Raw genomic sequence first — 24,382 nt, 5'->3', positions numbered from 1 at the left:
CGTCGAAATTTGCCGCCCTATAATGAGCGGCTCAGCAGCATCGGGCGGTTAGCTCAGCGGTAGAGCATTGCCTTCACACGGCAAGGGTCACAAGTTCGAACCTTGTACCGCCCACCACGCTGCAACATGAAGAAGCCGGCCGTTTGGTCGGCTTTTTTGTTTGCGGCGCCCGGCGATCCCGGGGGCACATGCCCGGTCAAGGAAGATCCATGCAGCCACGCCAAGCCCCGCTTGAAGCCCAGCACTACGCGCAGTTCCTGGAAGACCGCCAAGCGACGATCGCCTTTTTCAAGGAACACCGCTTCCAGTCCGATTCGGACACGGAAGAACGCTCGCTGCGCGCGCTGGTTCCAGCGGTTGGCAGCCGAGCACCTGTACATCACCTACACCGCCGGCCACCCGGTCGAGTCGCTGCCGCCCCTGCTGGAAGCACTGGTGGAACACGTGGAGCATCGCCAGCAGATGCTTGCCCAGTACGAGCGGCAGCCGCTGATTGCGCCGTTTGCGATCGATCATTGGCCGGATGAGTACCTGGAATGCACGCAGTTGTTCGCGCTGTGCATCCTGTTGGGGCGTCCGGACCTGCTGGCGCGCGTGGCCGCCTTGATGGACCAGGCCAACTTCGTCGCCAGCGATACGCTGTATGAAGATCTGCTGATGCGCGTGCTGCCGGACCGGCATGATGTCGACGAGTGGTTCCACGACTACTGCACGCCGCTGGTCCAGGCCATCTACGCCGATACACCGGAAGAGGCCAGTACCCTGCTCACCACCTACTGCGAGGGCTGGTACGCCGCCTTCGAGCACGCGCCCTGGCATGACAGCCATGTGGACGACGATGGCCGCTTCTTCGGCTACTGGGCGTTCGAGGCGGCCGCCATCGCGTATCTCTACGATATCGACGACAGCGCCATCGACCATCGCGTCTATCCGCGCGACCTGGTGGACTACGCGCGCCGCCAGCGCCCGCGCTGAGGCCGGCCAGTCATGCGCAAGACGTTGATCTGGACGATCACGGTGCTTTCGCTGGGGCTGGTCGCATGCGCGCCGCGGTCGCCTGAAGCGCCGACGAGCACATCCTGGCCCAGTACGGTTGACGAAGCCGTCGATCAACTTCTGAGCGATCTGCCCGTCGATGGCGTCGATTGGATGCGGCGAAACCCAAAGGACGCTGTCATCAGCCAGCTCTACATGGGGTACGGCACAGGCGTGCGCAACCAGTTCGGCTTGTGGGGTGGCAACGACGACCTGCTCACGTCCTGCGGAACGGACGATCCAGAGGGGTGTTCGATCGTCATCCTCGAGCGACTGTGGGACAGAGTGCAGGCGAAAACAGATCCCGAGTTACGCGCCTCCCTGCACTGCCAGTTCGCAATGATGCACAAGATCCGGATCGACACGACGGGTTGGTATCTGCTCACCGTTGGAGAAATGCTTGACGCCATGCAGGTGCAGATCGATCGCCAGGTGGCCGACGCGGCTGCGCCTGGCTGCCCCACTCAGTTGCGCATCGTGCCTGTGGGCGACTTGAACCGCCAATGCTTCGTGCGTGCGGAACATGAGCAGGAACAGCCGCTGGACACGGCGCTGATGTGGCTCGGGTTCCGAAACGGACTCACCCCTCGCCATGCGCCGCCGAATCTGGAGTTCAGGTTCAACACGGCATGCGCTTGGCCCGAGCGGCCGATGCAGTTTGTGCCTGAAGCCAAAACGTCCACTCGCTGAGAGCGGAGTCGGAGAGGTTGCGGATGTCCGATTCTGGCCGGAAGCGAACCCTCGCTTCAGGACGATCTCTTTGGTGCGAGCGCTATTCCCCCGCACCAGCTGACAGGCTGTCCCAGATACGTCCGTCACGTTGCGCTTCAGTGGTGACGTTGATCACCGCCTGTTCGCCCAGACGATCACGCAACTGCTGCAGATAAAGGCTGCGAGGTGACACCACCTGGCCCATCGATTGCACGATCCCCGCTGGCTCCTCAGGCGGGAATTTCCCGGGTGCAATAGCGCCGACCTGTCCCACGCTCCAGTTCATCGCGAAGGGCGGCGCCTGGACGACGTAGATGTCGTGCTCGGTGTTCCAGAACATCTGCTGCGCGCCCGCCCACCCGTGCCCCGTTCCGCTGTACCGGCGGTTCTGTGCCCGCAGCATGTATCCCTTGGTATTGTCGTACAGCGTGCCGGTGGACCAGCGATGATGTGGACCACTGTCATTGCTGTCACCTACGGCGAGGCAGTCCAGAAACACATTGGGACCGGGTACCCGTGCGCCGATGACGAAAGTATGCCTGCCGCCCTGGTTGTAGCAGCGCTGGATCAGATTGAAGGCGGCGTTGCCCTCGTACAGGAACACATAGCGGCGGGCGCCTTGGGTTTCGCCATACCTCGGGTCGAGATAGGCAATGTCCTGCAGGGTATTGAACTGCGCGCCGTTGCGGGTCACGAAGCCATGCGACACATAACGCACGGTCACGTCGCGAACCCATGAGTTGTAGATTGCACCCAAGCGGAGTGCGGTAAAGGGGCCGGAATCGGCAGTGCCGTTGACCGTGCCGGTCTCGGGGTTACCCTCAAGGCGAAGGTCTTCGATGCCGACCTGCGAGATGCGGATGGGATCCGTGCGATAGACGCTGCCGCCACCGTAGCGCGTCGCGATGGCATCCATGATCGGGGCATCCAGGCTGATCGTGTCGTGGTCTACGGCAGTGACGACGCGTTCGCTGTACACAGCGTAGTCGCTGGGCGTCCATCGGTATCGTGCGGTATCGATGCCCTCGGGGCCGACCCAGCGGGCATTGGGTTCCCTCGCGATCGATACCGTATCGCCCACGCGATAGCCGGCTGCGGACCTCACCGTGATCCGTATCGCCCCCACCGGCACATAGTCCATGGTGATGGCGGTCCGGCGTGGGTCCAGAGCGGCGCGGGGAACCGCGGATTCGCTGCTGCCCACTTCAAGAATCCTGCCCTGCCGATCGCTGACTTCGGAGCGGATCACCGTGCCGTCGGCACTTCGACCTTCACCGCGCAGGACCACGCCGCTGGCCCGGATGGTCAGCGTCTTGCTCAATCTATAGTGGCCGCGCCGCAGCAGAACAGCGCCGCGTAGGCCCCGGCTGTCCTGGACACGGACGGCGACCGCGTCGATGGCTGCCTGGATGCGGGGATAGTCGTCACCCTCCGCGTTTGGCTCAAGGATCTCGATAACAGGAATGCTGGAGCGGGTCGGCAGACTGACGCCGCCGCCTTGATAGCCGGCGCGGGAGAAGTCCGGGACGATGTTGCGCGCGTGATCGCTACCGCGTTCGGAGTACAAGGCATAGCGCAGCAGGCCGTTGCTGCCCAGTTCTACCAAGGGGGCGTCTTCGGCATTGTTGATAGGGTGGATGAAGGCGCTGGTCTCAGAGGCAGGCTCCGCCGCTGATAACGTAGAAAACGGACAGACTGGCAAGGCCACGAGCGTCAGCGCTGCGACTCGGCGAAACGCCGGGAGGAAAGGCATGCGGGCGACGTCCTTCCAGGGAGGAGTAGCTTGCAATGTTAGCAACTGCTTCCACCGATGCATTCTGTGCAGCCGAGACGGGCAGATCTGCTCTTGGCGGATTGCACACGTTCGGGCAACACAACGGTGCCGATCGCTGATAGCGTTCTTTTCTGACCCGGAACGGACATTTATCCTGGGGCGATCAGGTCGATAGCAGGAATTACACGATACGTTTCACCTGGGATCAAATAGAGTTCCTCGAACTGCTCGGCGTCATACCGAAGTTCAGCGATGAGTACAGTGGGGACTATACGTTTGTGGTGGAGCAGCTCCCGTTGACTCTCGCCATCGGCCTCAATGAAGACACTGGAGACTGCTCGATCCTGCTTCTTTGCAGTGGAAACGAGATTTTCCGGGCGATATACGTTGATAGCCCAGGCGCGCGCGTCGTTCGCGATAAGCGCGGTCACTTCATGTAGGTCCGTGCCCCGGATCGTTCAACGGAGCCTACGATTCGCGTCAGCCGCTGTACGTGAATCCTCAGTGACACATTGAATTGTCCGGCCGTTGTGAGGCCCTGTAGACGCCCAGTTTCAACGTCCGCTTCTGGCCGAAAGCGGACATTGGCGGGGCAGGGGTTAGGAAGATTTGTCGGGCGTAGGAGGACGGCAGCTTCCGACCCCAAGCGGACGTCTGCGGGCGCGGGCTTGCGACAGTGGCCGAGCGCGCCGCTGAGCCCGGTTAGACCCCGGCTTGTTAGCCGGAGCCAGCCGCACTAAGATCGAGATGCATCAAGAGGAAACCCCATCACACAGTGCTTTGTGGATAATTCGTATAACTGGACCCGCGGTGCCGCCCATTAGGTAGATGGAGTTCAATGGACAGTTCAGAGATCGCCACAAAAGAACTGTTAGTCCACATGGGATTCACAGATGTTGCGTATGAGCCAGATGGCAATGTCCCACCGGACTTCGTGATCAACGGGAGAATTGCGGTCGAGGCAAGGAGGCTGAATCAGAATTTTGATGATGGCTCTGGTGCTCGCGGCTTGGAGGAAGTGACGTACCCGTTGTGGCAAAAGATGACGCGCCTTGTTGAGTCTATTGCGGAAACAGATGGAGTTAGCTGGTTTGTATTCTTTCGTTTCAGTCGACCGGCTCCTCCATGGAAGGAAATCGAGTTGCAGTTGCGTGGCGCCTTGCTCGAATTTACGGCTCGTGCGGACAAGCGGAGGATGGTGGTCCTATCACTACCAAACTTTGAGGTTGAGGTGGCAGAAGCATCTAACCCATTAGAGACGTTCTTTTGTATGGGGGGTATGAGTGATCGTCAGGCTGGCGGCTGGGTGGTAGCCGAGTTCATCGCCAACATCGAGCACTGCGCGTCCGAGAAGCTTCGAAAGACTCTCCCGTTCCGTGATAAATACAAAAGCTGGTGGCTTGCCCTGACGAATTTCACCGGCATGAGACTGAACGAGAAAGACCAAGATCAACTTCGTCAGCATCTGCCTCGTCAAGAAGGCTGGGACAAGATCCTATTGATCAATCCGCACAATCCGACGGATTGGATTGAGATCTAGTAGTTCGTTCAAGCCGATGTGTCTGGCCCGGATTAACTCAGGTATCAGCCACCAGGAGACTATGTGTCTATTGAAACGTTAGGTCTGGCAATCAGCCTCATCAGCCTTGCACTAGGTCTTCTGTCATCTTGGCAACAGCTCAAGTCCCTTCTGCTCCGCGCCGCACGGTACGGAGGTAAGACGGCGAAGTCATGGGCGCAGAACGAGCAGCGGCAGGTAGAGCTCTATTTGGATCAGCCCGCTGCTCTTGTTGCCTATCTGGCGAAATCTTGCATCACGGTCTTCCTGCTGTTCATTGCGTTGATCTTCATTCGCCCAGCCATCCTGCAAGAATATTTGGGGCTTTTCGCTAGCGTTGCCAAAGCAGTATTTCTTTCGCCAGCATGCGTGATTGGCTTGGTACTCGGCGCCATCTCTAGCAGGTGCTCGGATATCATCAGGCTAGCTCAAAAGCGCAGGGCACTGGCTGCTGGCTAACAATTCATTCAAGCCAATGCCGCTTCGCGGAATGGCCTAACTCTGGCGTAAGGTGCTATGTCACACTTCTTCGATCTCATCGGGATGCACCAGAAGCTATTCCGATTGAGTCACTTTGCATTAGGTTCGCGCGAGTACGCGCGACTCAGACAGCTTCAGCGAGGCGAGATCGACCACCAATCAGATTGGTCTATCTACTACATCCAGATTAGAACTGCGATCAGTAATGACCTAATTGAGCTGGCCGCCAAGGTTCGCATTGCCCAAGACACAATGCTTGGGAGGGTAAGCGAGGCGGAACTTACGGAGATGGAAACTGACGCAGTCGCGGGCCCCGTGATCGGCCAAGTGACACTCGGCTCCTTCGCGCTGACACTGCGAGAATCATGCAATAAGATCATCCACGCCACACAGTTTGAACTTGGTATCGCGGCTGCGCGAAGCACTAACCCGTCAAGCCGCTACAACTATTGGGATGGCAGTTGCACCCTCGAAGGCGTCCAGAACCGAAGGCCGTGGAAGGTGAGACTTGACGTCCACAACTGGTGCGCTGCCATGGAGGCATTCTCTGAGTCAATGTCTCAACATGTAGATTGGTAGAGCAATGGCACCTAACCATTCATCTAAGCCCACGCAGCTTCGCGGCGAGGCTTAACTCAGGCGTTGAACTTCCGCTTCTGGCCGCAGTGCGTCATGCGACCCAAAGCAGACGCTCATCAAAGGCATTTATCTGGGCTTGCGTGCCGACGCCATCCCGATAGCCGATCCCGGAGCAACCAGTCACAACCGCGCATACTGGTGCTGGTTAGGAGTTAGACGCCCTACTTCGAGGACCCCATTCGTTCGATTTCCAACACGTTCTTTCACCAAGCCGAAGTCACCCAAGTCGATCGCAGGGACCGCTGGCCGCTCGAACGGGCCTTCCTCTCCGAGCCGGCGACGAACCACTTGGGGTGGACCACCCAGGTCCACGACTGGAACGCCATCCAGCGGTCCGCATTCGTGCGGCCCGGCGGTCGCTGGAGGGGCTGAAGCCGTTCGTTCCGTACTTTGAGGAGTGGCGCAACCCGAACATGATCTTGGTATCGGCGTACGACAGCACATCATCGCGCGATGATGGGCTTGATTAACCTGCACCACGACCTGCCGGCGGACTATGGTGCGCGAACGCGAGTCATCGGTGTCCTGCCGGGCTTAGAACGTCTGCGAAATCGCTGCCTAAGCTGACGTCCATGTGAAGAGACTAAATAGTAATGGACGGCAAGTTCTGCCGATCCGTTTCACTATAAGGACATCAATCTATGAACAATCCATCACCACTCACCCTTCGCGACGCGGTTCACAACATGCTCCAAGGGGCCACGCCAGAGAGGACCGAAGAACTAAAAAACTATTGGGGCGAGTTCGGCCTCCAAATCCAGATGCTGGAGGACGACGGCCCCGATGGACTGGTCGTCTTGGACGCCGGTGGTTACATATTCATACGCTTCAATCGCCGCGTCATGCGACTGTTCTGGCTCGCCAGTTTCGCGCTATGGGAGGGCTATGCCGCGTACCACCATTACGTAACGAGCGGCGAAGCCGACCTGACTCGATTTGAGGAGATCCTCGATTGCTTCGAAGCCACTCGCATCGCGGGCAATGTCGACGAGGTGCCTTGGCCGGACTTTCTACCGCCGGCAGGCGAGCTCGTCGACCACGTCCCCGGTGACCCGGCGCGTGTCGGGGGCGAGCTGGCAATTTTCGGTACGGGCTGGGCGGTGCTGCACGAGTTGCAGCATCTGATTCACCAGCAAGCCGGGACGTCGGCCCCTTGGGATGACGTGGAAGCGTGTAAGCGCGAGGAACATTCGTGCGACGCGTTCGCCACTGCCTTCCTTCTCGAGCGCATTTCCGACCAGGCGGCGGCAACCGGTCAGCCGGCCTCGGGAATATCCGCCAAGCGGCAAACTGGCATCTACTGCGCCATGTTCGCCTTGACGCTGCTGTCGCGCGCGAACTGGGGACCAGGCGAGCGCCATCCGGCGCTGCAGGAACGCATCGATGCTATTGCCGGCGTTATGGACGCGCACAGGACGAGCAAGGTGGCCGCCATCATTGCAGTCTCGGCCTTCGCATCGCTAAAGCTGGCCTATCCCGATGCGCCGGACCCGTTCGGTGCGGTCAACCTGGTTGCCCTCCGCGAGGGATGGAATCCCGAGGACCCGCTGTTCGAGGACTGATGCAATGCTGCGGCCAACAGGAGCCTCCTCCGGCTAGCGAAGGACCGCTTATGGCCGAAAGCGGACAGTGGTGCTGCAGCGATCTTCTGGAAGAGGTTATGTCGTCCCAAGCTCCCCACGCACCTCCTCAACAAACGCCCGCCCCACCGGCACCTCAGCGCCATCATTCAACACCAACCAATACCGGCTCCCCGAAGCCGCATGCAACGTCCGCACATGCGTCAGATTGACCAGATACGACCGATGGCAACGCACAAAGTCCGGTGGTAGCACGGCAGTAAGACTCGCCAGCGATTTGTCATGCAGCTCACTCCGCCCATCGCGCATACGTACTTCGCTGTAGTCCCCATCAGCACGAATCCAAAGCACATCGGCCAGCTCCACCATCGCCGTCCCCTGCGCATGCCAGATGCCCAGGTAACGCGCCGCCCCGGACCGATAGCGCCCAACATCCAGCAACCGCTCCAGCGCCTGCCCCAGCCGTTCGCGTGAGAAAGGCTTCGGCACGAAATCCAGCACCCCATGCTCAAACGCCTGCAGCGCCCGCTCCCGATGCGCGGAGACCACCACGCAGTGGTATCGGCCAGCCACCACGCGCTTCAGCAGGTCGAAGCCATCCTCTCCACCCAGATTCAAATCCAGCAGCAGGCCGTCATACACGCTGCGCTGCAGCCGGTCACCCGCGGCGTCCAGGTCGGCCACGGCATCGAATCGGGCGCGGCTGCCGTCCAGTTCGGTGCATATCCGTAGCAGCCGCTGGCGGACCAGCAGTTCGTCCTCGACGATCAGGATGCGCATGTCAGCTCCATGCGGCCGTACCAGTCGTTGCCATCGGGACCTTGTTCAAAGCGCCAGCCCTCCGGGCAGGTAGCTGCAAGGCTGGCATCGATATAGCGCGTGCCCGTGCCTTGCCCGCGATGTGGGGCAGTGCCACGTGCACTGCGCAGTTCCAGCATCCAACGGTCGCCCTCGCGTTGAATGCGCAGGCGGAACGGATGCCCGGCACACGCCCCCGCCCCCGCGTGGGTGAGGGCATTCTCGACCTGTGCATGCAGCACGCCGGGCGGCAGCCACAGGCCGTTTTGTTCGCCCTCTACCTCAAAGCCGATGTGGCGATCCAGTGCGAGCCCGACGATGTCCAGGTGGTTGCGGCACAGCGCCAGCTCTTCGTCCAGCGGCACGCTGGGGCGGGTGCTGCTCTCGCGCAGGCGGTCGAACTGCTCGGCCAGCGATTCGACCAGGCGGCTGGCGCGCATTGGTGCCTGTTCGATCAGTTCCTGCAGGCCGGTGAGGGTGTTCATCAGCCAATGCGGCTGGATGCCCCGTTGCAGCAGCTGCAGCGAGAGGCGGGCGCGCTCTTCGCGCAGCTGCGCGTTGTGGTGGTCCAGCGTACGCAGCTGGGCGGCGTGGCGGATCAGCAGGAAGCCCATCAGCACCGCCAGGAACAGGAAGTACGGGCCGTCGAGGAATATGCCGCCGGCCAGCGGCACGGCGAGTGCACCGGCCACCACCAGGGTCAGGATCGGCCAGCGCTCGTCGGGCTCGCCGCGGGCGCGTAGCAGCACGTAGACGGAGGTCAGCAGGCTGAGCAGCAGGAGTGCGGCACCGCGGCCGTCGAAGCTGGGCACGAAGGCGGCCAGCGCCAACAATGTGGCGAGATAGGCGACGCGGGCTGTCTTCGGCACCGCGACGCCGAAACGACGCGCCAGGTAAGCCGGCAGCAGGATCGCCGCGGCGAGGTGCAGCAGAAGCAGCATGAGCAGTCGCGGGCCGTGCCACGGATAGGCATAGCCGACCAGCGGACGCCATGCTTCGACGACGGGCAATGCAAGGCCGACGACACCCAATGCGAGCAGCAGGCGCGCACCCGGTACCCGTGGACGGCCGCGCTGTGCAGCGAGGAAGTAGAGGCAGGCCGCACCCAGCGCCCCCGTGGCAAGCGCGGCGATCAACCACGGTCCAAGGCTGAGGCGGTAGATCGAGGCGGCTGGCCCGACCGCAACGAAGGCATCCGCGCCCCGCAGTGTGAACCACTGATGGTGGCTGGAGGCGAGCAGCACCAGCGCGTCGGTGCCGCTGGAGGAAGAGGGCGGGAGCACACGGATGATGTCCACCTGCCCCGGCTGCTCTTCGTCCGCGTTGCGGCCGACGGTGCCATTGGCGGCCAACGGCTGGCCGTTCCAGAAGGGCTGGCTGGCGGCGCGTACCGAGATGCGCAGTGCACGGTCGGCCGCGTGGTGTGCCGGCTGCGCAGGCAGGCGCCAGCGCAGCCAGTAGGGGCCGCGCCACTGCACCAGTTCGCGCTGGTTGGCCGGTTGCCACGCCAGTGTCCTGGGCGGAGCGGTGGGGAATGCGCCGTCAGCGCCCAGCGTGGCGGGTGCCATCTCCTGGGCCTCGTAGTAGCGCACGCCCGGCGGAGGCGCGACCAGCAGCAGCCACGCGGCGACCGCGATGAGCAGGACGGCGAGGGCGGTCAGGGTGCGTGGGATCTGCATGGGCCCATCGTATCGGTTGCACGGAGTCACTGGACCCCCGCCTGGAGCTGTTCGGCGGACGGGCCGTGCTCGGCTGGCGTGGGGAGGGTGATGCTGGCGGCGTGGTGCATGCGCCGTCACTCGGCGCTCGATTCCCTTACCTCCCACCCGGAGCCCGTCATGTCCAATGTCCCGATGTCCCTGTTCCGTTCTCCTGCTCCCGGCCTGTGCCTGCGGGTCACGCGGTGGGCAGCGCTCTGCCTGACCCTGGTCGGTGCGGCACCCGTGCTGGCAGCTGATGCGCCGGCGCCGTTGGTGTTCACCCCGTATGCGCTCGAGACACAGAAGCACGGCACGATCGCGGCCGAGGCGGGCTACCTGGAGGTGCCGCGCCGACATGCCGATCCGAACGGACCGCGCCTGCGCCTGCGGGTGGTGCGTCTGCCGGCGACCGGTGGCGATGGCCGCGCCGCACCGGTGGTGTATCTGGCCGGTGGTCCGGGTGGCTCGGGGATCGGGACCGGGCGCGGCCCGCGCTGGCCGGTGTTCGATCAGGTCCGGCGCGAAACCGACGTGCTGCTGCTCGATCAGCGCGGGGCGGGTGAGTCCGAGCCACCGCCGGCATGCCCGCATGAGCACACGTTCGACGATGCAAAGCCGCTGCAGCGCGATGCGGCGCTCGCCGCGCTGCGTGACGTTGCTGCCCGCTGCGTGGCGTACTGGCAGGAGGCGGGTGTGGATCTGGCTGACTACACCACCGCGGAAAGTGCCGGCGATCTGGAGGACCTGCGGCGCGCGTTGAAGGTGCCGAAGATCAGCCTGTGGGGCATGAGCTACGGCACGCATCTGGCGCTGGCCACGGTGCGCCTGCACGGCGCAGGTCTCGACCGCGTGGTGCTGATGGGGACGGAAGGACCTGATGACACGTTGAAGCTGCCGCTGTCGGCCGATGCGTTGCTGGCGGAGCTGGGCGTGCTGGCCAAGGCGGCGGGATTCGATGATCTCACCGGCTCGGCCACGCGCGTCCTGGCAGCACTGCGCGAGCAGCCGCGGCAGGGCCGCAGTGACATGCACGGCGGCAAGCAGGTGACCATCGGCGAGTACGACGCACAGCTGGCGATCACCGCCTGCCTCGGGCGCCGCATGACCCAGCAGTGGCTTCCACTGATGCTGCGCGATGCCGAGCACGGCGACTACGACCTGCTGGCGGCGACGGTCCTGCTGCTGCGCGGTGAGCACGGCAGCTACAGCGCGATGTCACTGGCGATGGATGTGGCCTCGGGGCAGAGCCCGCAGCGCCGTGCCCTGGCCGAGGCGCAGGCCCGCGAGAGCCTGTTCGGCGACGCGCTGAATTTCCCGTTCCCGGCGCTCGGTGATGGCCTGGGGCTGGTCGATCTCGGCGACGCTTTCCGCGGGCCGCTGCGCAGCAAGGTGCCGGTGCTGTTCATCAGTGGCACGCTGGATGGGCGCACCCCGCCGGCCAACGCCGAGGCGCTGCGGCCGGGCTTCAGCGACAGCCGCACGCTGCGGGTGCGTGGTGCCAGTCACGACAATGAACTGTGGCTGGGGAACCCTGCCATCGCCATGAGCATCACCAACTTCCTCGCCGGTCGACCGGTGCAGGACCGCGCGCTCGAGGTGGCCGCGCCGGCGTTCGCCAAGAGCAAAAGCGATCTGGTGGATCCGCGCGGTCGCTGAGGACGATCCGATGGCGTCCGTGTGTGCAGGTGCTGGGGACCGGCCGAGGTGTATGGTTTCGGCTGACCCCGGCGCGCTGCGCCAACACAGGAGGACGCGATGACCGATCCAACGGTGGATTCCGTGCACGGCACGCCGGACGATTACGGCGACACGCTATACCGGGTGTACTTCGAAGTTGGCGAGTGGGAGGGCATTGCTCGCGATGCGATCATCACGTTCCTTGTCGAGCGCGCCAGCGGCAACCCTGCCTTTGATTTCGACGCCTCTATGCTGCACGCGCGTCCGCACGGCTACGAAGTGGACCTGCCGATGCAGCTGATCCCCGAGGTGGTGCGTGCGCTGGCAGAGCAGAATGTGGCGGTGTACCAGGTGGTCAGGCTCGGTGGGGTATAGCGGCGCCGGCAGGCGAGTGGACGTCACATCCGTGCGCGTCTTGGCGCTATCCTTCCGCCAGCTCCAGCCGCACCCTGCGCGCTGGCCTGACCGATGCACTCACCCTGGATAGAGGCAGCAATGGCGGATCCTTACAACAGCGGTGGCCGCGCAGGCCCTGCAACCCGGCTCGATGATGCGATGGTGACCACGGCGATGGAGCTGCCGGGTTTCCGTGTTGTGCGCAGTCTGGGCGTGGTGCGTGGCATCACCGTGCGATCGCGTTCGATCGTGGGCAACTTCCTCGGCGGGCTGCAGACCCTCTTCGGCGGCAACATCACCATCTACACGCAGCTGTGCGAGCAGGCGCGCGAAGAGACCTACCGGGACATGTCCAACCACGCGCGGCTGCTCGGCGCCAACGCGATCATCGCGATGCGCTATGACGCCACCGACGTGATGACCGGCCTGACCGAAGTGCTGTGCTACGGCACGGCAGTGATCGTCGAGCCCACGCACTTCTAGGGATCCCGCGTGCGATACGCCCCGCGTATCGCAGCAAGCTCTCATCGGTATTGGCATCCGCGCGGCCCAGGGCGGATGCTGTCCGCATGACGATCAACGACACACTTTCTTTCGCCGGGCAGGTTGCTCTGGTCACCGGTGCCGCGGGTGGCCTCGGCGTCGCCTACAGCCGGCTGTTGGCGCAGCGCGGGGCGCACGTGGTCATGCAGGATGTCGGGGCCGCACTGGACGGTACCGGCCGCGATCCGCAGCGGATCGATCACGCTGTTGCGCGTCTGCGTGCAGAGGGGCTCTCTGTCGAGGCCAGCCGCCAGGACATCCAGACCCGCTCCCTGGCCGCCGCGCTGGTCGCCGATATCCTGCAACGGCATGGCCGCCTGGACGTGATCCTGCACAACGCGGGCTGGGTCGAGTACCAGCGGATCGATGCGCTGGACGAGGATCGTTTCGACCACATGATGGCGGTCGCGGCCAAGGCGCCGCTCTGGCTAGCCCAGGCCGCATGGCCGGCCATGCAGGCGCAGGGCCATGGCCGCATCGTGCTGACCACCTCCGACCGCGCGCTGTATCCGCAGTACGTGCAGCACGGGCTGGTGGCGTACGCGGCGGCGAAGTCGGCCGCGGTCGGGATCGTCAACGTGCTGGCGGCCGAAGGTGCGGCGCATGGCATCGTGGTCAATGCGGTATCACCGGTGGCCAAAACCCGGATGTGGGGCGTGGAAGGCGAGCCGGACGAGCTGCACCCGGAGGCCGTGGCGCCGGGCGTCGTGTTCCTGGCCTCGCGCGCCTGCATCGAGGGCGGCTGGATCCTGCGCGCCAGCAACGGCCAGTTCCATGCCACGCGACTGACCGAGGCCGAGGGTGTGCACTATCCGCGTGATCTGCGGGCCGTAGTGGCGGGAAACATCGAGGCGGTTGCCAGGCAGTGGCCGCAGATCGCCACGGCGGCTGTCGAGCCACGCTGACGGCGGCGTACGCCTGCTGGAGCGGCCGATTTCATCTTTCTGACCCATTCCATTCACGGTTTCCATGCCGGCGCGGCAGTAGCGTAGATCGTCCCCACACCGGTTGGAGACATGCCATGAATCCCCTGCAGACGGCGGCCCGCGCCATGCGTAACGGACTGGAAGAAGTGGCAGCGCTGCTGGTCGGCCAGCGCGCCGAGTCCCTGCGCGAGGACGATACCGCCGCGCCCGGGGTGGGCATCCCGCTGCCACGCCGGCTGCCGCTCAAGCGCCCGCTGCTGCATGGGCGCAAGGGCATGGCCCCGTGGCAGAAGATCGGCCCGGGCCGCGAGCGCCGCTAAGCGCGGGTGGCATCGGCCGGGTGGTTGACCCCGTCGTTGACCGGTACCTCGCCGATGTCGAACGGATTGACCCCGTCCAGGCAGCCGACGTTATAGCCGTATTCGTCCGGCGACGAGCGGCGCTGATGATGCGTGTAGATGCCGCACACGCTGCAGAAGTGATGGCGCGCGACGTGGGTATTGAACTGGTACAGGCGCAGGACGTCATGGCCCTGTACGACCTCCAGATCGGCCAGCTTGACCGAGGCGACGATCGCGCCACGTCGCCGGCACATCGAACAGTCGCAGCGGCGGGGCGACACCACGCCGTCGGGCAGGTGCAGGCGCAGGACCACGGCCCCGCAATGGCAGCGCAGCAGATGGTGGCGCTGGATGGGCACCCCGCCCACGGTGGTCAGACCCTGCATGCTTGGCGCTTCCTTGATGGCCGTTGATCGCGCAAGTATGCGACCGGCCCGGGGGGCGGAGCCAGCCGGTGCGGGGTCCCGGGGTGAACGGCGGCCCGAAGCTGAACAGGCTCGACATGCGGCGCACACAGGGGTTATGGCTAACTAGCGCCCCGGATAGACGACGGATCGATGCGTGAAGAAGGCAGGACGATGGGGGCTGGCACTGCTGATGCTGCTGGCGGCGCTGTGGATCACCGGTTTGCTGGCCTACCAGCTGCCGGGTCCGGGCTGGGTGCGGTATCTGCTGGTCGGGCTGTGGGGCGTGTTCGCCGTCACCGGGGCGATCGGCGTGGCGCGTGCGCGCGCCGGGCGCTGGCCGGGCGTGCTGTACGGCGTGGCGCTGGTGCTCTCGGGCATCTGGTGGCTGCTGCTGACCCCGCGCCAGGACCGGGTCTGGGCCGATGATGTCGCCCAGCGCCTGAAGGTGGTGCAGGTCGATGGCTCGCGCGTGGTGCTCGACAACGTCCGTGACTTCACCTGGCGCAGCGAGACCGACTACGACGCGCGCTGGGTGCGCCGCGAGTACAACCTGGACCAGCTGCGCTCTGCCGACCTGATCCTGTCCTACTGGATGGGCCCCATGATCGCGCACACGCTGATCTCGTTCGGCTTCGATGACGGCCGTTACCTGGTGTTCTCGCTGGAGATCCGCAAGGAGCGCGGTGAGTCCTTCTCCGCGCTCGGCGGCTTCTTCCGCAAGTTCGAGATGACCCTGGTCGCCTCGGAGGAAACCGACATCGTGCGCACGCGTACCAACGCACGCGGCGAAGATGTCTATCTGTACCGCCTGCACGGCATGACCCAGGAGCAGCTCAAGGCTTTGTTCGTCTCCTATCTCGGCGAGGCCCGCAAGCTCGATGCCGCGCCGGCGTTCTACAACACGCTGACCAGCAACTGCACGACCATCGTGTACGAACTGGCCAGGCAGATCGCGCCGGGCCTGCCGATGGACTACCGGCTGCTGGCCTCGGGCTACTTCGCCGAATACGCGCGCGATCTGGGGGTGCTCACGCCGGGGGTACCGTTCGAGACGCTGAAGGCGCGCGGGCGGATCACCGATCGCGCGCGGGCGAGCAATGAAAACGATGATTTTTCACAGGTGATCCGCCGGGGTGTTCCGGGGACAGGGCAGGGAAGCGTTCCATGAGGTCGATTGTGAAACTGCTCGCGCACCGCGCGTTGCCGATGACGGCCGTGGTGCTCTCGCTGCTGCTCTCCAGCGGCTGTGCGATGGTCACCATGAAGCAGGTGGCCCCGACCGAGTACCTCGCCAACAAGCGTGGCGACGTGCTCACCTCGGGCAAGCTCAGCGCCGCCTCGCAGGAAACGCTGAGCGTGATCGGCATGGACGTGGCGCAGTGCGAAAAGGATGTCACCGCCTGCCAGAAGACCCTCGCCGACACCGATGTCCTGCCGGAGGAGCAGCGCTTGTCGGCGCAGTCCGAGCTCTGGGTGAAGACCGCGCTCGCACTGACCCCCAAGCCCAAGGACCGCGAGAAAACGCCGATGTCCGATGCCGCGCTGGATGCGTGGCTGGAAGCGGCGCGCTATGCCTACGCGTACCTGTTCTTCAGCGGGCGCACGCCTTCGGACCGCGCCTTCGAAGATCGCCAGACGCAGGTGCGCGATTACTACAACTACGCCGCCGAGCAGACCGCCGCGGTGGTGTTCAAGCGCAGCCGCGAAAGCGCGCTCGAGGGCGAGGATTACAACGCCGCGGTGGCCGGTGAGCGCTGGACGCTGACCTCCGATTTCGATGAGCTGCGCATGCAGAGCATCCCGACCCGGATGGTGTCCGCCTCGGCGGTGAGCTTCGCCGGCCTGCGCAGCACCTATCGGCGCGATGGCTTTGGTGCGGAGCTGGTGGTGATCATGGATCCGCCCAAGCTGGTGGCCCCGGCCGATGGCGAGAAGGCGGAGATTCCCCAGTACAGCGAGATGTCAGCGATCAACGCCACCGCGCTGCTGCGTTTCAAGGGCAACGACCTGCGGCAGGTGCTCGATACCACCCAGGTGCTGTTCGATGTGTACTCGCCCGAGTCCACCGAGAGCGTGAACCTGCACGGCGAGAAGGTACCCCTGGCCGGCAACTTCACCGCCGCCTACGGTATGTGGCTGGCGCAGTCCGGCTTTGCCACGCAGTCGCTGCGCACGCTGTTCGGCCTGAGCGAAGGCATCGGCGCACCGCACATGTACCTGATGCAGCCATGGGATCCGAACCGCCGCATCATCTTCATGCTGCACGGCCTGGGCAGCAGCCCGGAGGCCTGGGTGAACGTGGCCAACGAGATCATGGGTGATCCCGAGCTGCGCCGGCACTTCCAGGTCTGGCAGGTGTATTACCCGACCAATGCCCCGATCGCGCTCAACCGCTACGAGATCAACCAGGCCTTCGACAACACGCTCAAGCATTTCGATCCGAGCGGCAGCACGCCGGCGTCGAAGGACATGGTGTTCATCGGGCACAGCATGGGCGGCGTGCTCGCGCGCCTGCTGGTGACCTCGTCCGGTGATGTGCTCTGGAACGACCTGCTGGCCAACTACGACCTCAAGGGCGAGCGCCTCAAGCGGGTCGAAACCAAGCTGGGCCCGCTGCTGCACTTCACGGCCGAACCGAACGTGGAGCGGGCGATCTTCATCGCCGCCCCGCACAAGGGCACGGATATCGCGGGCAATCGGGTAGGGCGTCTGATCGGCCGGCTGGTGCGGCTGCCGATCACCATCCTGGGCAAGTTCGAGGATGTGTTCCTGACCCTGCAGGAATCCGAATCGGCCAACAGCACCACCAAGCTGCAGATTCCCAACAGCATCGACAACCTCAAGGCCAGCGATCCGTTCGTGAAGGCGGCCGGTGCGCTGCCGATCACGCCGGGCCTGAAGTACCACTCGATCATCGCCCAGCGCAAACCGGACGTGCCGCTGCTGCAGTCCGACGATGGCCTGGTGCCGTACTGGAGCGCGCATCTGGAGGGCGCGGTGTCGGAGAAGGTGATCATCTCCGGGCACAGCGTGCAGGAAACCCCGCAGGCCGTGCTGGAGATCCGTCGGATCCTGCGCGAGGATCTGAAAGAGGTCGGCGACACGCACCCGTAAGGGGCGTGTCCGGTGACGGTCAGATGCGCCGCGCGACGACGACGCTCAACAGCGCCAGCACCAGCATGATCGCGAAGGTCAGCAGGTAGCCCAGCGCTTCCCGGCCGTCCAGGAACAGCGCGAACAGCGAGCCGGACACGGCCAGCGTGGTCGCCACGGCCAGGGCCTCGCTGAGCTGCAGGGCGGACGTGTTGGCGCCCTGTTGTGCCGGCGGTGACAGCGACAGGGTGAGCACCGAGAGGCTGGGATAGATCAGGCCCATGCCCAGCCCGGTCAGCACCCAGCCGACCATCGCCGACCACAGCGGCATGCCCGGCTGGATCGCCAGCGACGTGGCCAGGATGCCCACGCACATCAGCAGCGCGCCGGCCTGCAGCAACTGTCGGCGCGACCAGCCACGCTGCTGGTGGCCCTGCAGCCACGAGCCGGAGAACCAGCCCAGCGCGCCCAGGCTCAGTGCGATACCGGCCACGACGGGCGTCAAGCCACGTTCGCGCTGCAGCAGCAAGGGCAGGAATGCTTCGCAGCCGAAGAACGCGGAGGCCGCGATCCCGCGCAGCGCGATCACGCTGGGCAGTCCGCGGCGCAGGGTCAGCGTGCCGGTCGGCAACAGCTTCCAGCTGCACAGCGCCAGCACGCCCAGCGCCGGCATCAGCAGCGCCACGGCATGCCATCCCTGCTGTTGCCCGCCGATGTACAGCGCCAGCGCGCCCAACGAAGCACCCACTGCCCACGGCACGACGTTGCGGCCGGTGCTGCCCGCGGTCACTACGCCGACCTGCCGCAGGGCAGGGCGCAGCAGCAAGGCGGCCGGGATCGCCAGCAGCGGCACGATCAGGAACACCCAGCGCCAGCCCAGGTGCTGCACGATCAGGCCGCTGATGCTGGGGCCGATCAGCGAAGGCACCACCCAGCCGGCGGAGAACGCCGCGAAGACGCGGGGTCGCATCGGCTCGGGAAACGAGCGCCCGACCAGCACGTACAGCGCGACCGAAATCGCACCGGCGCCCAGGCCCTGCATCAGGCGCCCGAGCACCAGCACCGGCATGTGCTGGGCGAACCCGGCCACCAGCAGGCCCGCGATGAAACAGGCCAGGCCCAGCCACAGGGGCCGCGCCGGGCCGCGCTGGTCACTCCAGCGCCCGGACAGCGTCATCCCGATCACGCTGGTGGCCAGGGTGCCGCCGAACGCCAGGGCGTACAGGCGCAGTCCGTCCAGGTCGTGGGCCACGGTCGGCATCGCCGCGGCCACGGCCAGCGCCTCGAACCCATGCAGCGAGACCAGTGCGACCATCCCGATCGTGGTCGCGCGATAGGCCGGCGACAGGATCGACGGGATCGGGGCGTCCTCCACCGGAGCGGTGGTGGGTGGCGAGGAAACTTCAACGGACATGCGGATTCCAGACATCGGGAGGAGGGCCGGGCTTGCAGTACACCCCCGGCGGCGCGCAGGATGCCACCTGAACCATGGTTGAGGTCAAGCAGTGATCGCGCAGGAACTGAGTGTAGGCGAAGTCGCCAAGCGGAGCGGCGTGGCCGTCTCGGCGTTGCATTTCTACGAGCGCAAGGGCCTGATCCGCAGCCTGCGCACCGCCGGCAACCAGCGTCGTTTTGCCCGCGATGTGCTGCGCCGGCTGGCAGTGATCCGCGTGGCCCAGCGAGTGGGAATGCCGTTGGAAGCGGTGGCGACCGCGTTTGCCGCCCTGCCCGAGAACAAGACGCCGACCAAGGCCGAGTGGGCGAAGATGTCAGCGCTGTGGCGCAGCGAGCTGGACCAGCGCATCGAGCAGTTGCTGCTGTTGCGCGACCAGCTCACCGACTGCATCGGCTGTGGGTGCCTGTCGTTGAAGCGGTGCCGGCTGACCAATCCCGGCGACACGCTGGGCGATCAGGGCGACGGCCCCCGCCGCTGGGAGTAGTGCCGGCCGCAGGCCGGCCCCCCCCACACCACACGGTGAACACCTGGCCGCACTGTATCCCTTCCACGCTGCGCTGGTACGCCAGCGACGCGCGCTGTGCCGTCACCGGTTCGAAGCCCGGGAAATACGCGCCGTAGTCGTCCATCGACTCGGCCAGCACGTTCGGGCTGACCGCATTGATGCGCAGCCCGCGCGGCAGCAGTTCGCAGGCGGCCGCACGCACGAATCCTTCCAGCGCGGCGTTGGCGGCCGTGGCGTTGGCACCATCGCGGATCGGCTGGGCGCTGATGATGCCGCTGGTCAGGGTGATCGAGCCGCCGGTGTTCAGGTGATGCTGGGCGGCCAGGCTCAACCGCACCTGACCGAGCAGCTTGTCCTGCAGCCCCCGATTGAAGTCGGCCGGCCGCATCTGCGCCAGCGGACCGAAGTGCACCTGGCCGGTGGTCGCGATCACCGCATCGACCTTGCCTACCTTCGCGAACAGCGCGTCCACGCTGGCGTCGTCGGTCAGATCGACCTGCACATCGCCGCCGTGGCGACCGGCGCGGATCAGTTCATGGTGGACGCCGAGGGTGTTGGCGACCGCCTGGCCCAGGGTGCCGCTGGCACCGACAAGCAGGATCTTCATGTGCATCTCTCCGTAAACATAGAGGGTAGTGCCACGCCATGCGTGGCTGCTTCTCGTTCCCGCATCGCGGGCCAGCCACCCATGGGGTGGCTCTACGCGGTCAGGGTACGGCCAAGGTAGCGGGGGGCTCTACGCGGTCAGAGGGCGGCCAAGGTAGTGCCACGCCATGCGTGGCTGCGTCTGGTCGTCAATCATTCGCCGCCGACAATGCCTGCCCGCGCGTTGTCGCTGCGTCGATCGCGCGCGCGACCATGGCTTCAAAGCCATCCGCCTGGAAGCTTTCGATCGCCGCCTGGGTAGTGCCGTTCGGCGAGGTCACGCGGCGGCGCAGCTCGGCCGGGGCTTCGCCGGATTCATCCAGCATGCGCGAGGCACCGAGCAGGGTCTGCACAACCAGCGTGCGGGCCGCATCGGCGGGCAGGCCCTGGGCGATGCCGGCGGCTTCCATCGCTTCAGCCAGCAGGAACACGTAGGCCGGGCCACTGCCGGAGACGGCGGTGACCGCATCCATGCGCGCTTCGTCGTCGATCCACACGGTGCGCCCGGCGCTGGCCAGCACGGTATCGGCCTGCGCGCGCTGCGCGTCGCTCACCGCGGCGGTGGCGAACAGCCCGGTGACGCCGGCGCCGAGCAGGGCCGGCGTGTTGGGCATCGCGCGGACCACGGCCTGGCCGCCACCCAGCCACCGGTCCAGCTGGCCGCTGGTGATGCCCGCGGCGATGGAGACCACCAGCGGCTGCTTGCCGTGCGCGATATCGGTCAGCGACGCGCAGACATCGCGCAGCACCTGCGGCTTCACCGCCAGCACCCAGACCGAGCCCTGCGCGGCGGCTTCGCTCGCGCTGGCGTAGGTCCTGATGCCGAATTCGGCGGTCAGCTGCTCACGCAGTCCGGTCACCGGCTCGGCGACGTGGATGCTGGCCGGGGCCACGCCCTGGCGGACCAGGCCGGCGATCAGGCTGCGGGCCATGTTGCCGCCGCCGATGAAGGTGATGGGGGACGTGCTCATGAACTCTCCTTGGAACGGGCGGGGCGCTCAGGCGGGTCGCGGGCGGGCGCCGAACAGCGCGGTGCCGATGCGGACCATCGTGGCGCCATGGGCGATGGCTTCAGGGTAGTCGCTGCTCATCCCCATCGACAGCGTATCCACCTGTGGATGCGCTGCGGCCAGCGTGGCGAACAACGCGGCCATGTTGGTGAAGGCCGCCTGCCGGCGGTCCGCCTCCGGCCAGGGCGCCGGGATCGCCATCAGCCCGCGCAGGCGCAGCTGCGGTGCGGCGGTGATGGCAGCGGCGAGGGTCTGGATGTCCTGCGGGGCGCAGCCGTGCTTGCTGTCCTCGTCATCGATGTTGACCTGGATCAGCACGTTCAGCGGCGGCTGGCCGGGCGGGCGGTGCGCGGCCAGCGCGGTGACCAGCTTGGGCCGGTCCACGCTCTGCACCCAGTCGAAATGGCGGGCGGCCAGCTCGGCCTTGTTGGACTGCAGGTGGCCGATCAGGTGCCATTCCAGGCCCAGTGTCGCCAATGCCTCGATCTTGGCCACCGCTTCCTGCACGTAGTTCTCGCCGAAGGCCCGCTGGCCCTGCGCGGCCAGGGCCTGCACGGCCTCGGCCGGCTGGGTCTTGGAGACCGCCAGCAGGACGGGATCTGGCCGCCCGGCGGCCACCGCCGCGTTGTGCAGGTTCGTCAGGATGGCAGGCAGGGTCTGGGCGGTCACGGCGGGTCCGGTGGATCAGGGGCTGGAGCGTATTGTGCACATCTCGCTCTATACTGCCGCCCGGGGAAAGAACCTTCCAGTCGCAGCAGTCATGGGGAGTAGCAGCGCATGGATATCGCCGAACTATTGGCGTTTTCTGTAAAGAACAAAGCGTCGGATCTTCATCTGTCGGCCGGCCTGCCGCCGATGATCCGCGTCGACGGCGATGTCCGCCGCATCAACATTCCGGCCTTGGACCACAAGCAGGTCCACGCGCTGGTGTACGACATCATGTCGGACAAGCAGCGTCGCGATTACGAAGAGTTCCTCGAGGTCGATTTCTCGTTCGAGATTCCCTCGCTGGCGCGCTTCCGTGTCAACGCCTTCAACCAGAACCGTGGCGCGGGTGCGGTGTTCCGTACCATTCCGTCCGAGGTGCTTACGCTGGAAGACCTGGCCGTGCCGCCGATCTTCCGCGAGCTGATCGACCAGCCGCAGGGCCTGATCCTGGTGACCGGCCCGACCGGTTCGGGCAAGTCGACCACGCTGGCGGCGATGATCGACCACATCAACAAGAACGAATACGGCCACATCCTCACCGTCGAGGATCCGATCGAATTCGTGCACACCTCGCAGAAGTGCCTGATCAACCAGCGCGAAGTGCATCGCGATACGCACGGCTTCAACGAAGCGCTGCGTTCGGCCCTGCGTGAAGACCCGGACATCATCCTGGTCGGCGAACTGCGCGATCTGGAAACGATCCGCCTGGCGCTGACCGCCGCGGAAACCGGCCACCTGGTGTTCGGGACGCTGCACACCAGCTCGGCCGCCAAGACCATCGACCGCATCATCGACGTGTTCCCCGCGGGCGAAAAGCCGATGGTGCGCTCGATGCTGTCCGAGTCGCTGCGCGCGGTGATCTCGCAGGCACTGCTGAAGAAGGTCGGTGGCGGGCGTACCGCGGCCTGGGAAATCATGGTCGGCACCCCGGCCATCCGCAACCTGATCCGCGAAGACAAGGTCGCGCAGATGTACTCGGCGATCCAGACCGGCCAGCAGATGGGCATGATGACCCTGGACCAGCACCTGCAGGATCTGGTCAAGCGCAGCCTGATCACCCGCAACCAGGCGCGCGAGTACGCCAAGGACAAGCGGATTTTCGAATAGTGGTAGTGCCGGCCGCTGGCCGGCTCCTGAAAACCCTCGGAGTACACCGCGATGAGCACCACCACCATCGACTTCACCTCGTTCCTCAAGCTGATGGCGCACCAGAAGGCGTCGGACCTGTTCATCACCGCGGGCATGCCGCCGGCGATCAAGGTCAACGGCAAGATTTCGCCGATCACCCAGACCCCGTTGACGCCGCAGCAGAGCCGCGACCTGGTGCTGAACGTGATGACGCCGGCGCAGCGCGAAGAGTTCGAGAAAACCCACGAATGCAACTTCGCCATCGGCCTGTCCGGTGTCGGCCGCTTCCGCGTGAGCTGCTTCTACCAGCGCAACCAGGTCGGCATGGTGCTGCGCCGGATCGAGACGCGCATTCCCACCGTGGAAGAGCTCAACCTGCCGCCGATCATCAAGACGCTGGCGATGACCAAGCGCGGCATCATCCTGTTCGTGGGCGCCACCGGTACCGGCAAGTCCACCTCGCTGGCGGCGATGATCGGCTACCGCAACCACAACTCGACCGGCCACATCATCACCATCGAAGACCCGATCGAATTCGTGCACAAGCACGAGGGCTGCATCATCACCCAGCGTGAAGTCGGCATCGATACCGACAGCTGGGAAGCCGCGCTGAAGAACACGCTGCGCCAGGCGCCGGACGTGATCATGATCGGCGAAGTACGTACCCGCGAGGGCATGGACCACGCCATCGCCTTCGCCGAAACCGGCCACCTGGTGCTGTGCACGCTGCACGCCAACAACGCCAACCAGGCGATGGACCGCATCATCAACTTCTTCCCGGAAGACCGCCGCAACCAGCTGCTGATGGATCTGTCGCTGAACCTCAAGGGCGTGGTTGCCCAGCAGTTGATTCCTTCGCCGGATGGCAAATCGCGCAAGGTCGCGATGGAGATCATGCTGGGTACGCCGCTGGTCCAGGATTACATCCGCGACGGCGAAATCCACAAGCTCAAGGAAGTGATGAAGGAGTCGGTGCAGCTGGGCATGCGCACCTTCGACCAGAGCCTGTTCGAGCTGTACCAGGCGGGCGAGATCAGCTACGAAGATGCGCTGCGCTACGCCGATTCGCAGAACGAAGTGCGGCTGCGGATCAAGCTCTCCCAGGGCGGCGATGCACGCACGCTGTCGCAGGGGCTGGATGGGGTGGAGATTTCGGAGGTCCGCTGAGCGGGGCGGTGGGGCGCACGACCAACGGTCGTGCGCTAACCGTGCCACCCAAACCGGGTAGGTGCCGACAGTTGGTGGGCCCACACCACAACCCCCGCTTAAGGC

General features: G+C 65.1%; 23 protein-coding genes, 1 tRNA gene and 1 pseudogene. 16 read left to right on the top strand and 9 right to left on the bottom strand.

The genetic code is table 11. The annotated features are described in order from the left end of the window. The first annotated feature begins 42 nt into the window (after window positions 1–42). From ABE473_RS04760 to ABE473_RS04750, 3 genes are all read left to right on the top strand, one after another. Window positions 43–117: transfer RNA gene (locus tag ABE473_RS04760), tRNA-Val, on the top strand. A 240-nt stretch (window positions 118–357) separates the two neighbouring features. Next, window positions 358–975: a PoNe immunity protein domain-containing protein gene (locus ABE473_RS04755; protein WP_346488696.1), complete on the top strand. Its 618-nt coding sequence runs from the start codon at window positions 358–360 to the stop codon at window positions 973–975. 12 nt (window positions 976–987) lie between these two features. Next, window positions 988–1,725 (top strand): DUF6794 domain-containing protein, encoded by a 738-nt coding sequence (locus tag ABE473_RS04750; RefSeq protein WP_346488695.1) that lies wholly within the window; start codon window positions 988–990, stop codon window positions 1,723–1,725. Between the two features lie 82 nt (window positions 1,726–1,807). Here ABE473_RS04750 and ABE473_RS04745 read toward each other — a convergent pair whose 3' ends face one another. After that, window positions 1,808–3,499: a hypothetical protein gene (locus tag ABE473_RS04745; RefSeq protein WP_346488694.1), complete on the bottom strand. Its 1,692-nt coding sequence runs from the start codon at window positions 3,497–3,499 to the stop codon at window positions 1,808–1,810. Window positions 3,500–3,669: 170 nt separating this feature from the next. Next, a complete protein-coding gene (locus tag ABE473_RS04740) occupies window positions 3,670–3,951 on the bottom strand; it encodes a hypothetical protein (RefSeq protein ID WP_346488693.1) in 282 nt (93 codons plus the stop codon). 407 nt (window positions 3,952–4,358) lie between these two features. On the opposite strand from ABE473_RS04740, the gene ABE473_RS04735 reads away from it, so the two are divergent. The 3 genes from ABE473_RS04735 (at window position 4,359) to ABE473_RS04725 (ending at window position 7,759) form a co-directional block, all read left to right on the top strand. Further along, window positions 4,359–5,060: a hypothetical protein gene (locus ABE473_RS04735; RefSeq protein WP_346488692.1), complete on the top strand. Its 702-nt coding sequence runs from the start codon at window positions 4,359–4,361 to the stop codon at window positions 5,058–5,060. Between the two features lie 63 nt (window positions 5,061–5,123). Further along, window positions 5,124–5,537, top strand: coding sequence for a hypothetical protein (locus ABE473_RS04730; protein ID WP_346488691.1), 414 nt, complete (start codon window positions 5,124–5,126; stop codon window positions 5,535–5,537). 1,301 nt (window positions 5,538–6,838) lie between these two features. Next, on the top strand, window positions 6,839–7,759 hold the full coding sequence (locus ABE473_RS04725) for a phage exclusion protein Lit family protein (protein WP_346488690.1): 921 nt from the start codon (window positions 6,839–6,841) through the stop codon (window positions 7,757–7,759). Window positions 7,760–7,855: 96 nt separating this feature from the next. Here the strand turns inward: ABE473_RS04725 and ABE473_RS04720 are convergent, their stop codons facing one another. Beyond that, window positions 7,856–8,557 (bottom strand): LytTR family DNA-binding domain-containing protein, encoded by a 702-nt coding sequence (locus tag ABE473_RS04720; RefSeq protein WP_346488689.1) that lies wholly within the window; start codon window positions 8,555–8,557, stop codon window positions 7,856–7,858. After that, complete coding sequence (locus ABE473_RS04715) at window positions 8,545–10,254, bottom strand: histidine kinase (RefSeq protein ID WP_346488688.1); 1,710 nt, start codon at window positions 10,252–10,254, stop codon at window positions 8,545–8,547. The genes ABE473_RS04720 and ABE473_RS04715 overlap by 13 nt, the downstream gene beginning before the upstream one ends. Window positions 10,255–10,413: 159 nt before the next feature. Here ABE473_RS04715 and ABE473_RS04710 point away from each other — a divergent pair, with 159 nt between their 5' ends. The 5 genes from ABE473_RS04710 (at window position 10,414) to ABE473_RS04690 (ending at window position 14,137) form a co-directional block, all read left to right on the top strand. After that, a complete protein-coding gene (locus tag ABE473_RS04710) occupies window positions 10,414–11,931 on the top strand; it encodes an alpha/beta fold hydrolase (protein ID WP_346488687.1) in 1,518 nt (505 codons plus the stop codon). 99 nt (window positions 11,932–12,030) lie between these two features. Then, entirely contained in the window at window positions 12,031–12,327 is a 297-nt protein-coding gene (locus ABE473_RS04705; RefSeq protein ID WP_346488686.1) for a hypothetical protein, read from the top strand. A gap of 120 nt (window positions 12,328–12,447) precedes the next feature. Then, entirely contained in the window at window positions 12,448–12,831 is a 384-nt protein-coding gene (locus ABE473_RS04700; RefSeq protein WP_346488685.1) for a YbjQ family protein, read from the top strand. Window positions 12,832–12,917: 86 nt separating this feature from the next. Further along, window positions 12,918–13,796, top strand: coding sequence for an SDR family NAD(P)-dependent oxidoreductase (locus tag ABE473_RS04695; RefSeq protein WP_346488684.1), 879 nt, complete (start codon window positions 12,918–12,920; stop codon window positions 13,794–13,796). A gap of 116 nt (window positions 13,797–13,912) precedes the next feature. Continuing rightward, window positions 13,913–14,137 (top strand): hypothetical protein, encoded by a 225-nt coding sequence (locus ABE473_RS04690; RefSeq protein ID WP_346488683.1) that lies wholly within the window; start codon window positions 13,913–13,915, stop codon window positions 14,135–14,137. On the opposite strand, the gene ABE473_RS04685 is transcribed toward ABE473_RS04690, so the two are convergent. Beyond that, a complete protein-coding gene (locus tag ABE473_RS04685) occupies window positions 14,134–14,544 on the bottom strand; it encodes a GFA family protein (RefSeq protein WP_346488682.1) in 411 nt (136 codons plus the stop codon). The genes ABE473_RS04690 and ABE473_RS04685 overlap by 4 nt on opposite strands. Window positions 14,545–14,755: 211 nt before the next feature. Here ABE473_RS04685 and ABE473_RS04680 point away from each other — a divergent pair, with 211 nt between their 5' ends. Together ABE473_RS04680 and ABE473_RS04675 are read left to right on the top strand one after the other, a co-directional pair. Then, on the top strand, window positions 14,756–15,733 hold the full coding sequence (locus ABE473_RS04680) for a DUF4105 domain-containing protein (RefSeq protein ID WP_346488765.1): 978 nt from the start codon (window positions 14,756–14,758) through the stop codon (window positions 15,731–15,733). 38 nt (window positions 15,734–15,771) lie between these two features. Continuing rightward, window positions 15,772–17,679 (top strand): alpha/beta fold hydrolase, encoded by a 1,908-nt coding sequence (locus ABE473_RS04675; RefSeq protein WP_346488764.1) that lies wholly within the window; start codon window positions 15,772–15,774, stop codon window positions 17,677–17,679. Between the two features lie 19 nt (window positions 17,680–17,698). Here the strand turns inward: ABE473_RS04675 and ABE473_RS04670 are convergent, their stop codons facing one another. Beyond that, window positions 17,699–19,072, bottom strand: a complete 1,374-nt coding sequence (locus ABE473_RS04670; protein WP_346488681.1) for an MFS transporter — start codon at window positions 19,070–19,072, stop codon at window positions 17,699–17,701. A gap of 91 nt (window positions 19,073–19,163) precedes the next feature. Between ABE473_RS04670 and soxR the strand changes: the two genes are divergently transcribed. Next, window positions 19,164–19,598, top strand: coding sequence for a redox-sensitive transcriptional activator SoxR (gene soxR, locus ABE473_RS04665; protein ID WP_176990998.1), 435 nt, complete (start codon window positions 19,164–19,166; stop codon window positions 19,596–19,598). Between the two features lie 28 nt (window positions 19,599–19,626). On the opposite strand, the pseudogene ABE473_RS04660 reads toward soxR, so the two are convergent. From ABE473_RS04660 to ABE473_RS04650, 3 genes and pseudogenes are all read right to left on the bottom strand, one after another. Then, window positions 19,627–20,226, bottom strand: a pseudogene (locus tag ABE473_RS04660) (short chain dehydrogenase); the annotation flags it as partial. Between the two features lie 187 nt (window positions 20,227–20,413). Beyond that, entirely contained in the window at window positions 20,414–21,235 is an 822-nt protein-coding gene (proC, locus tag ABE473_RS04655) for a pyrroline-5-carboxylate reductase (protein WP_319210784.1), read from the bottom strand. A 27-nt stretch (window positions 21,236–21,262) separates the two neighbouring features. Further along, a complete protein-coding gene (locus ABE473_RS04650) occupies window positions 21,263–21,943 on the bottom strand; it encodes a YggS family pyridoxal phosphate-dependent enzyme (protein WP_346488680.1) in 681 nt (226 codons plus the stop codon). A 108-nt stretch (window positions 21,944–22,051) separates the two neighbouring features. On the opposite strand from ABE473_RS04650, the gene ABE473_RS04645 reads away from it, so the two are divergent. After that, the gene (locus ABE473_RS04645; RefSeq protein ID WP_038690018.1) at window positions 22,052–23,089 is read left to right on the top strand and encodes a type IV pilus twitching motility protein PilT; all 1,038 of its coding nucleotides are present in this window, start codon (window positions 22,052–22,054) and stop codon (window positions 23,087–23,089) included. Window positions 23,090–23,140: 51 nt separating this feature from the next. Next, on the top strand, window positions 23,141–24,277 hold the full coding sequence (locus ABE473_RS04640) for a PilT/PilU family type 4a pilus ATPase (RefSeq protein WP_179460932.1): 1,137 nt from the start codon (window positions 23,141–23,143) through the stop codon (window positions 24,275–24,277). The last annotated feature ends 105 nt before the right edge of the window (window positions 24,278–24,382 follow it).

Source organism: Stenotrophomonas sp. TWI700 (assembly GCF_039673645.1).
Classification (GTDB): Bacteria; Pseudomonadota; Gammaproteobacteria; order Xanthomonadales; family Xanthomonadaceae; genus Stenotrophomonas; species Stenotrophomonas maltophilia_AA.
The sequence above is the reverse complement of the archived record's forward strand: the minus strand, read 5'-3'. Positions and strand labels throughout refer to the sequence as shown.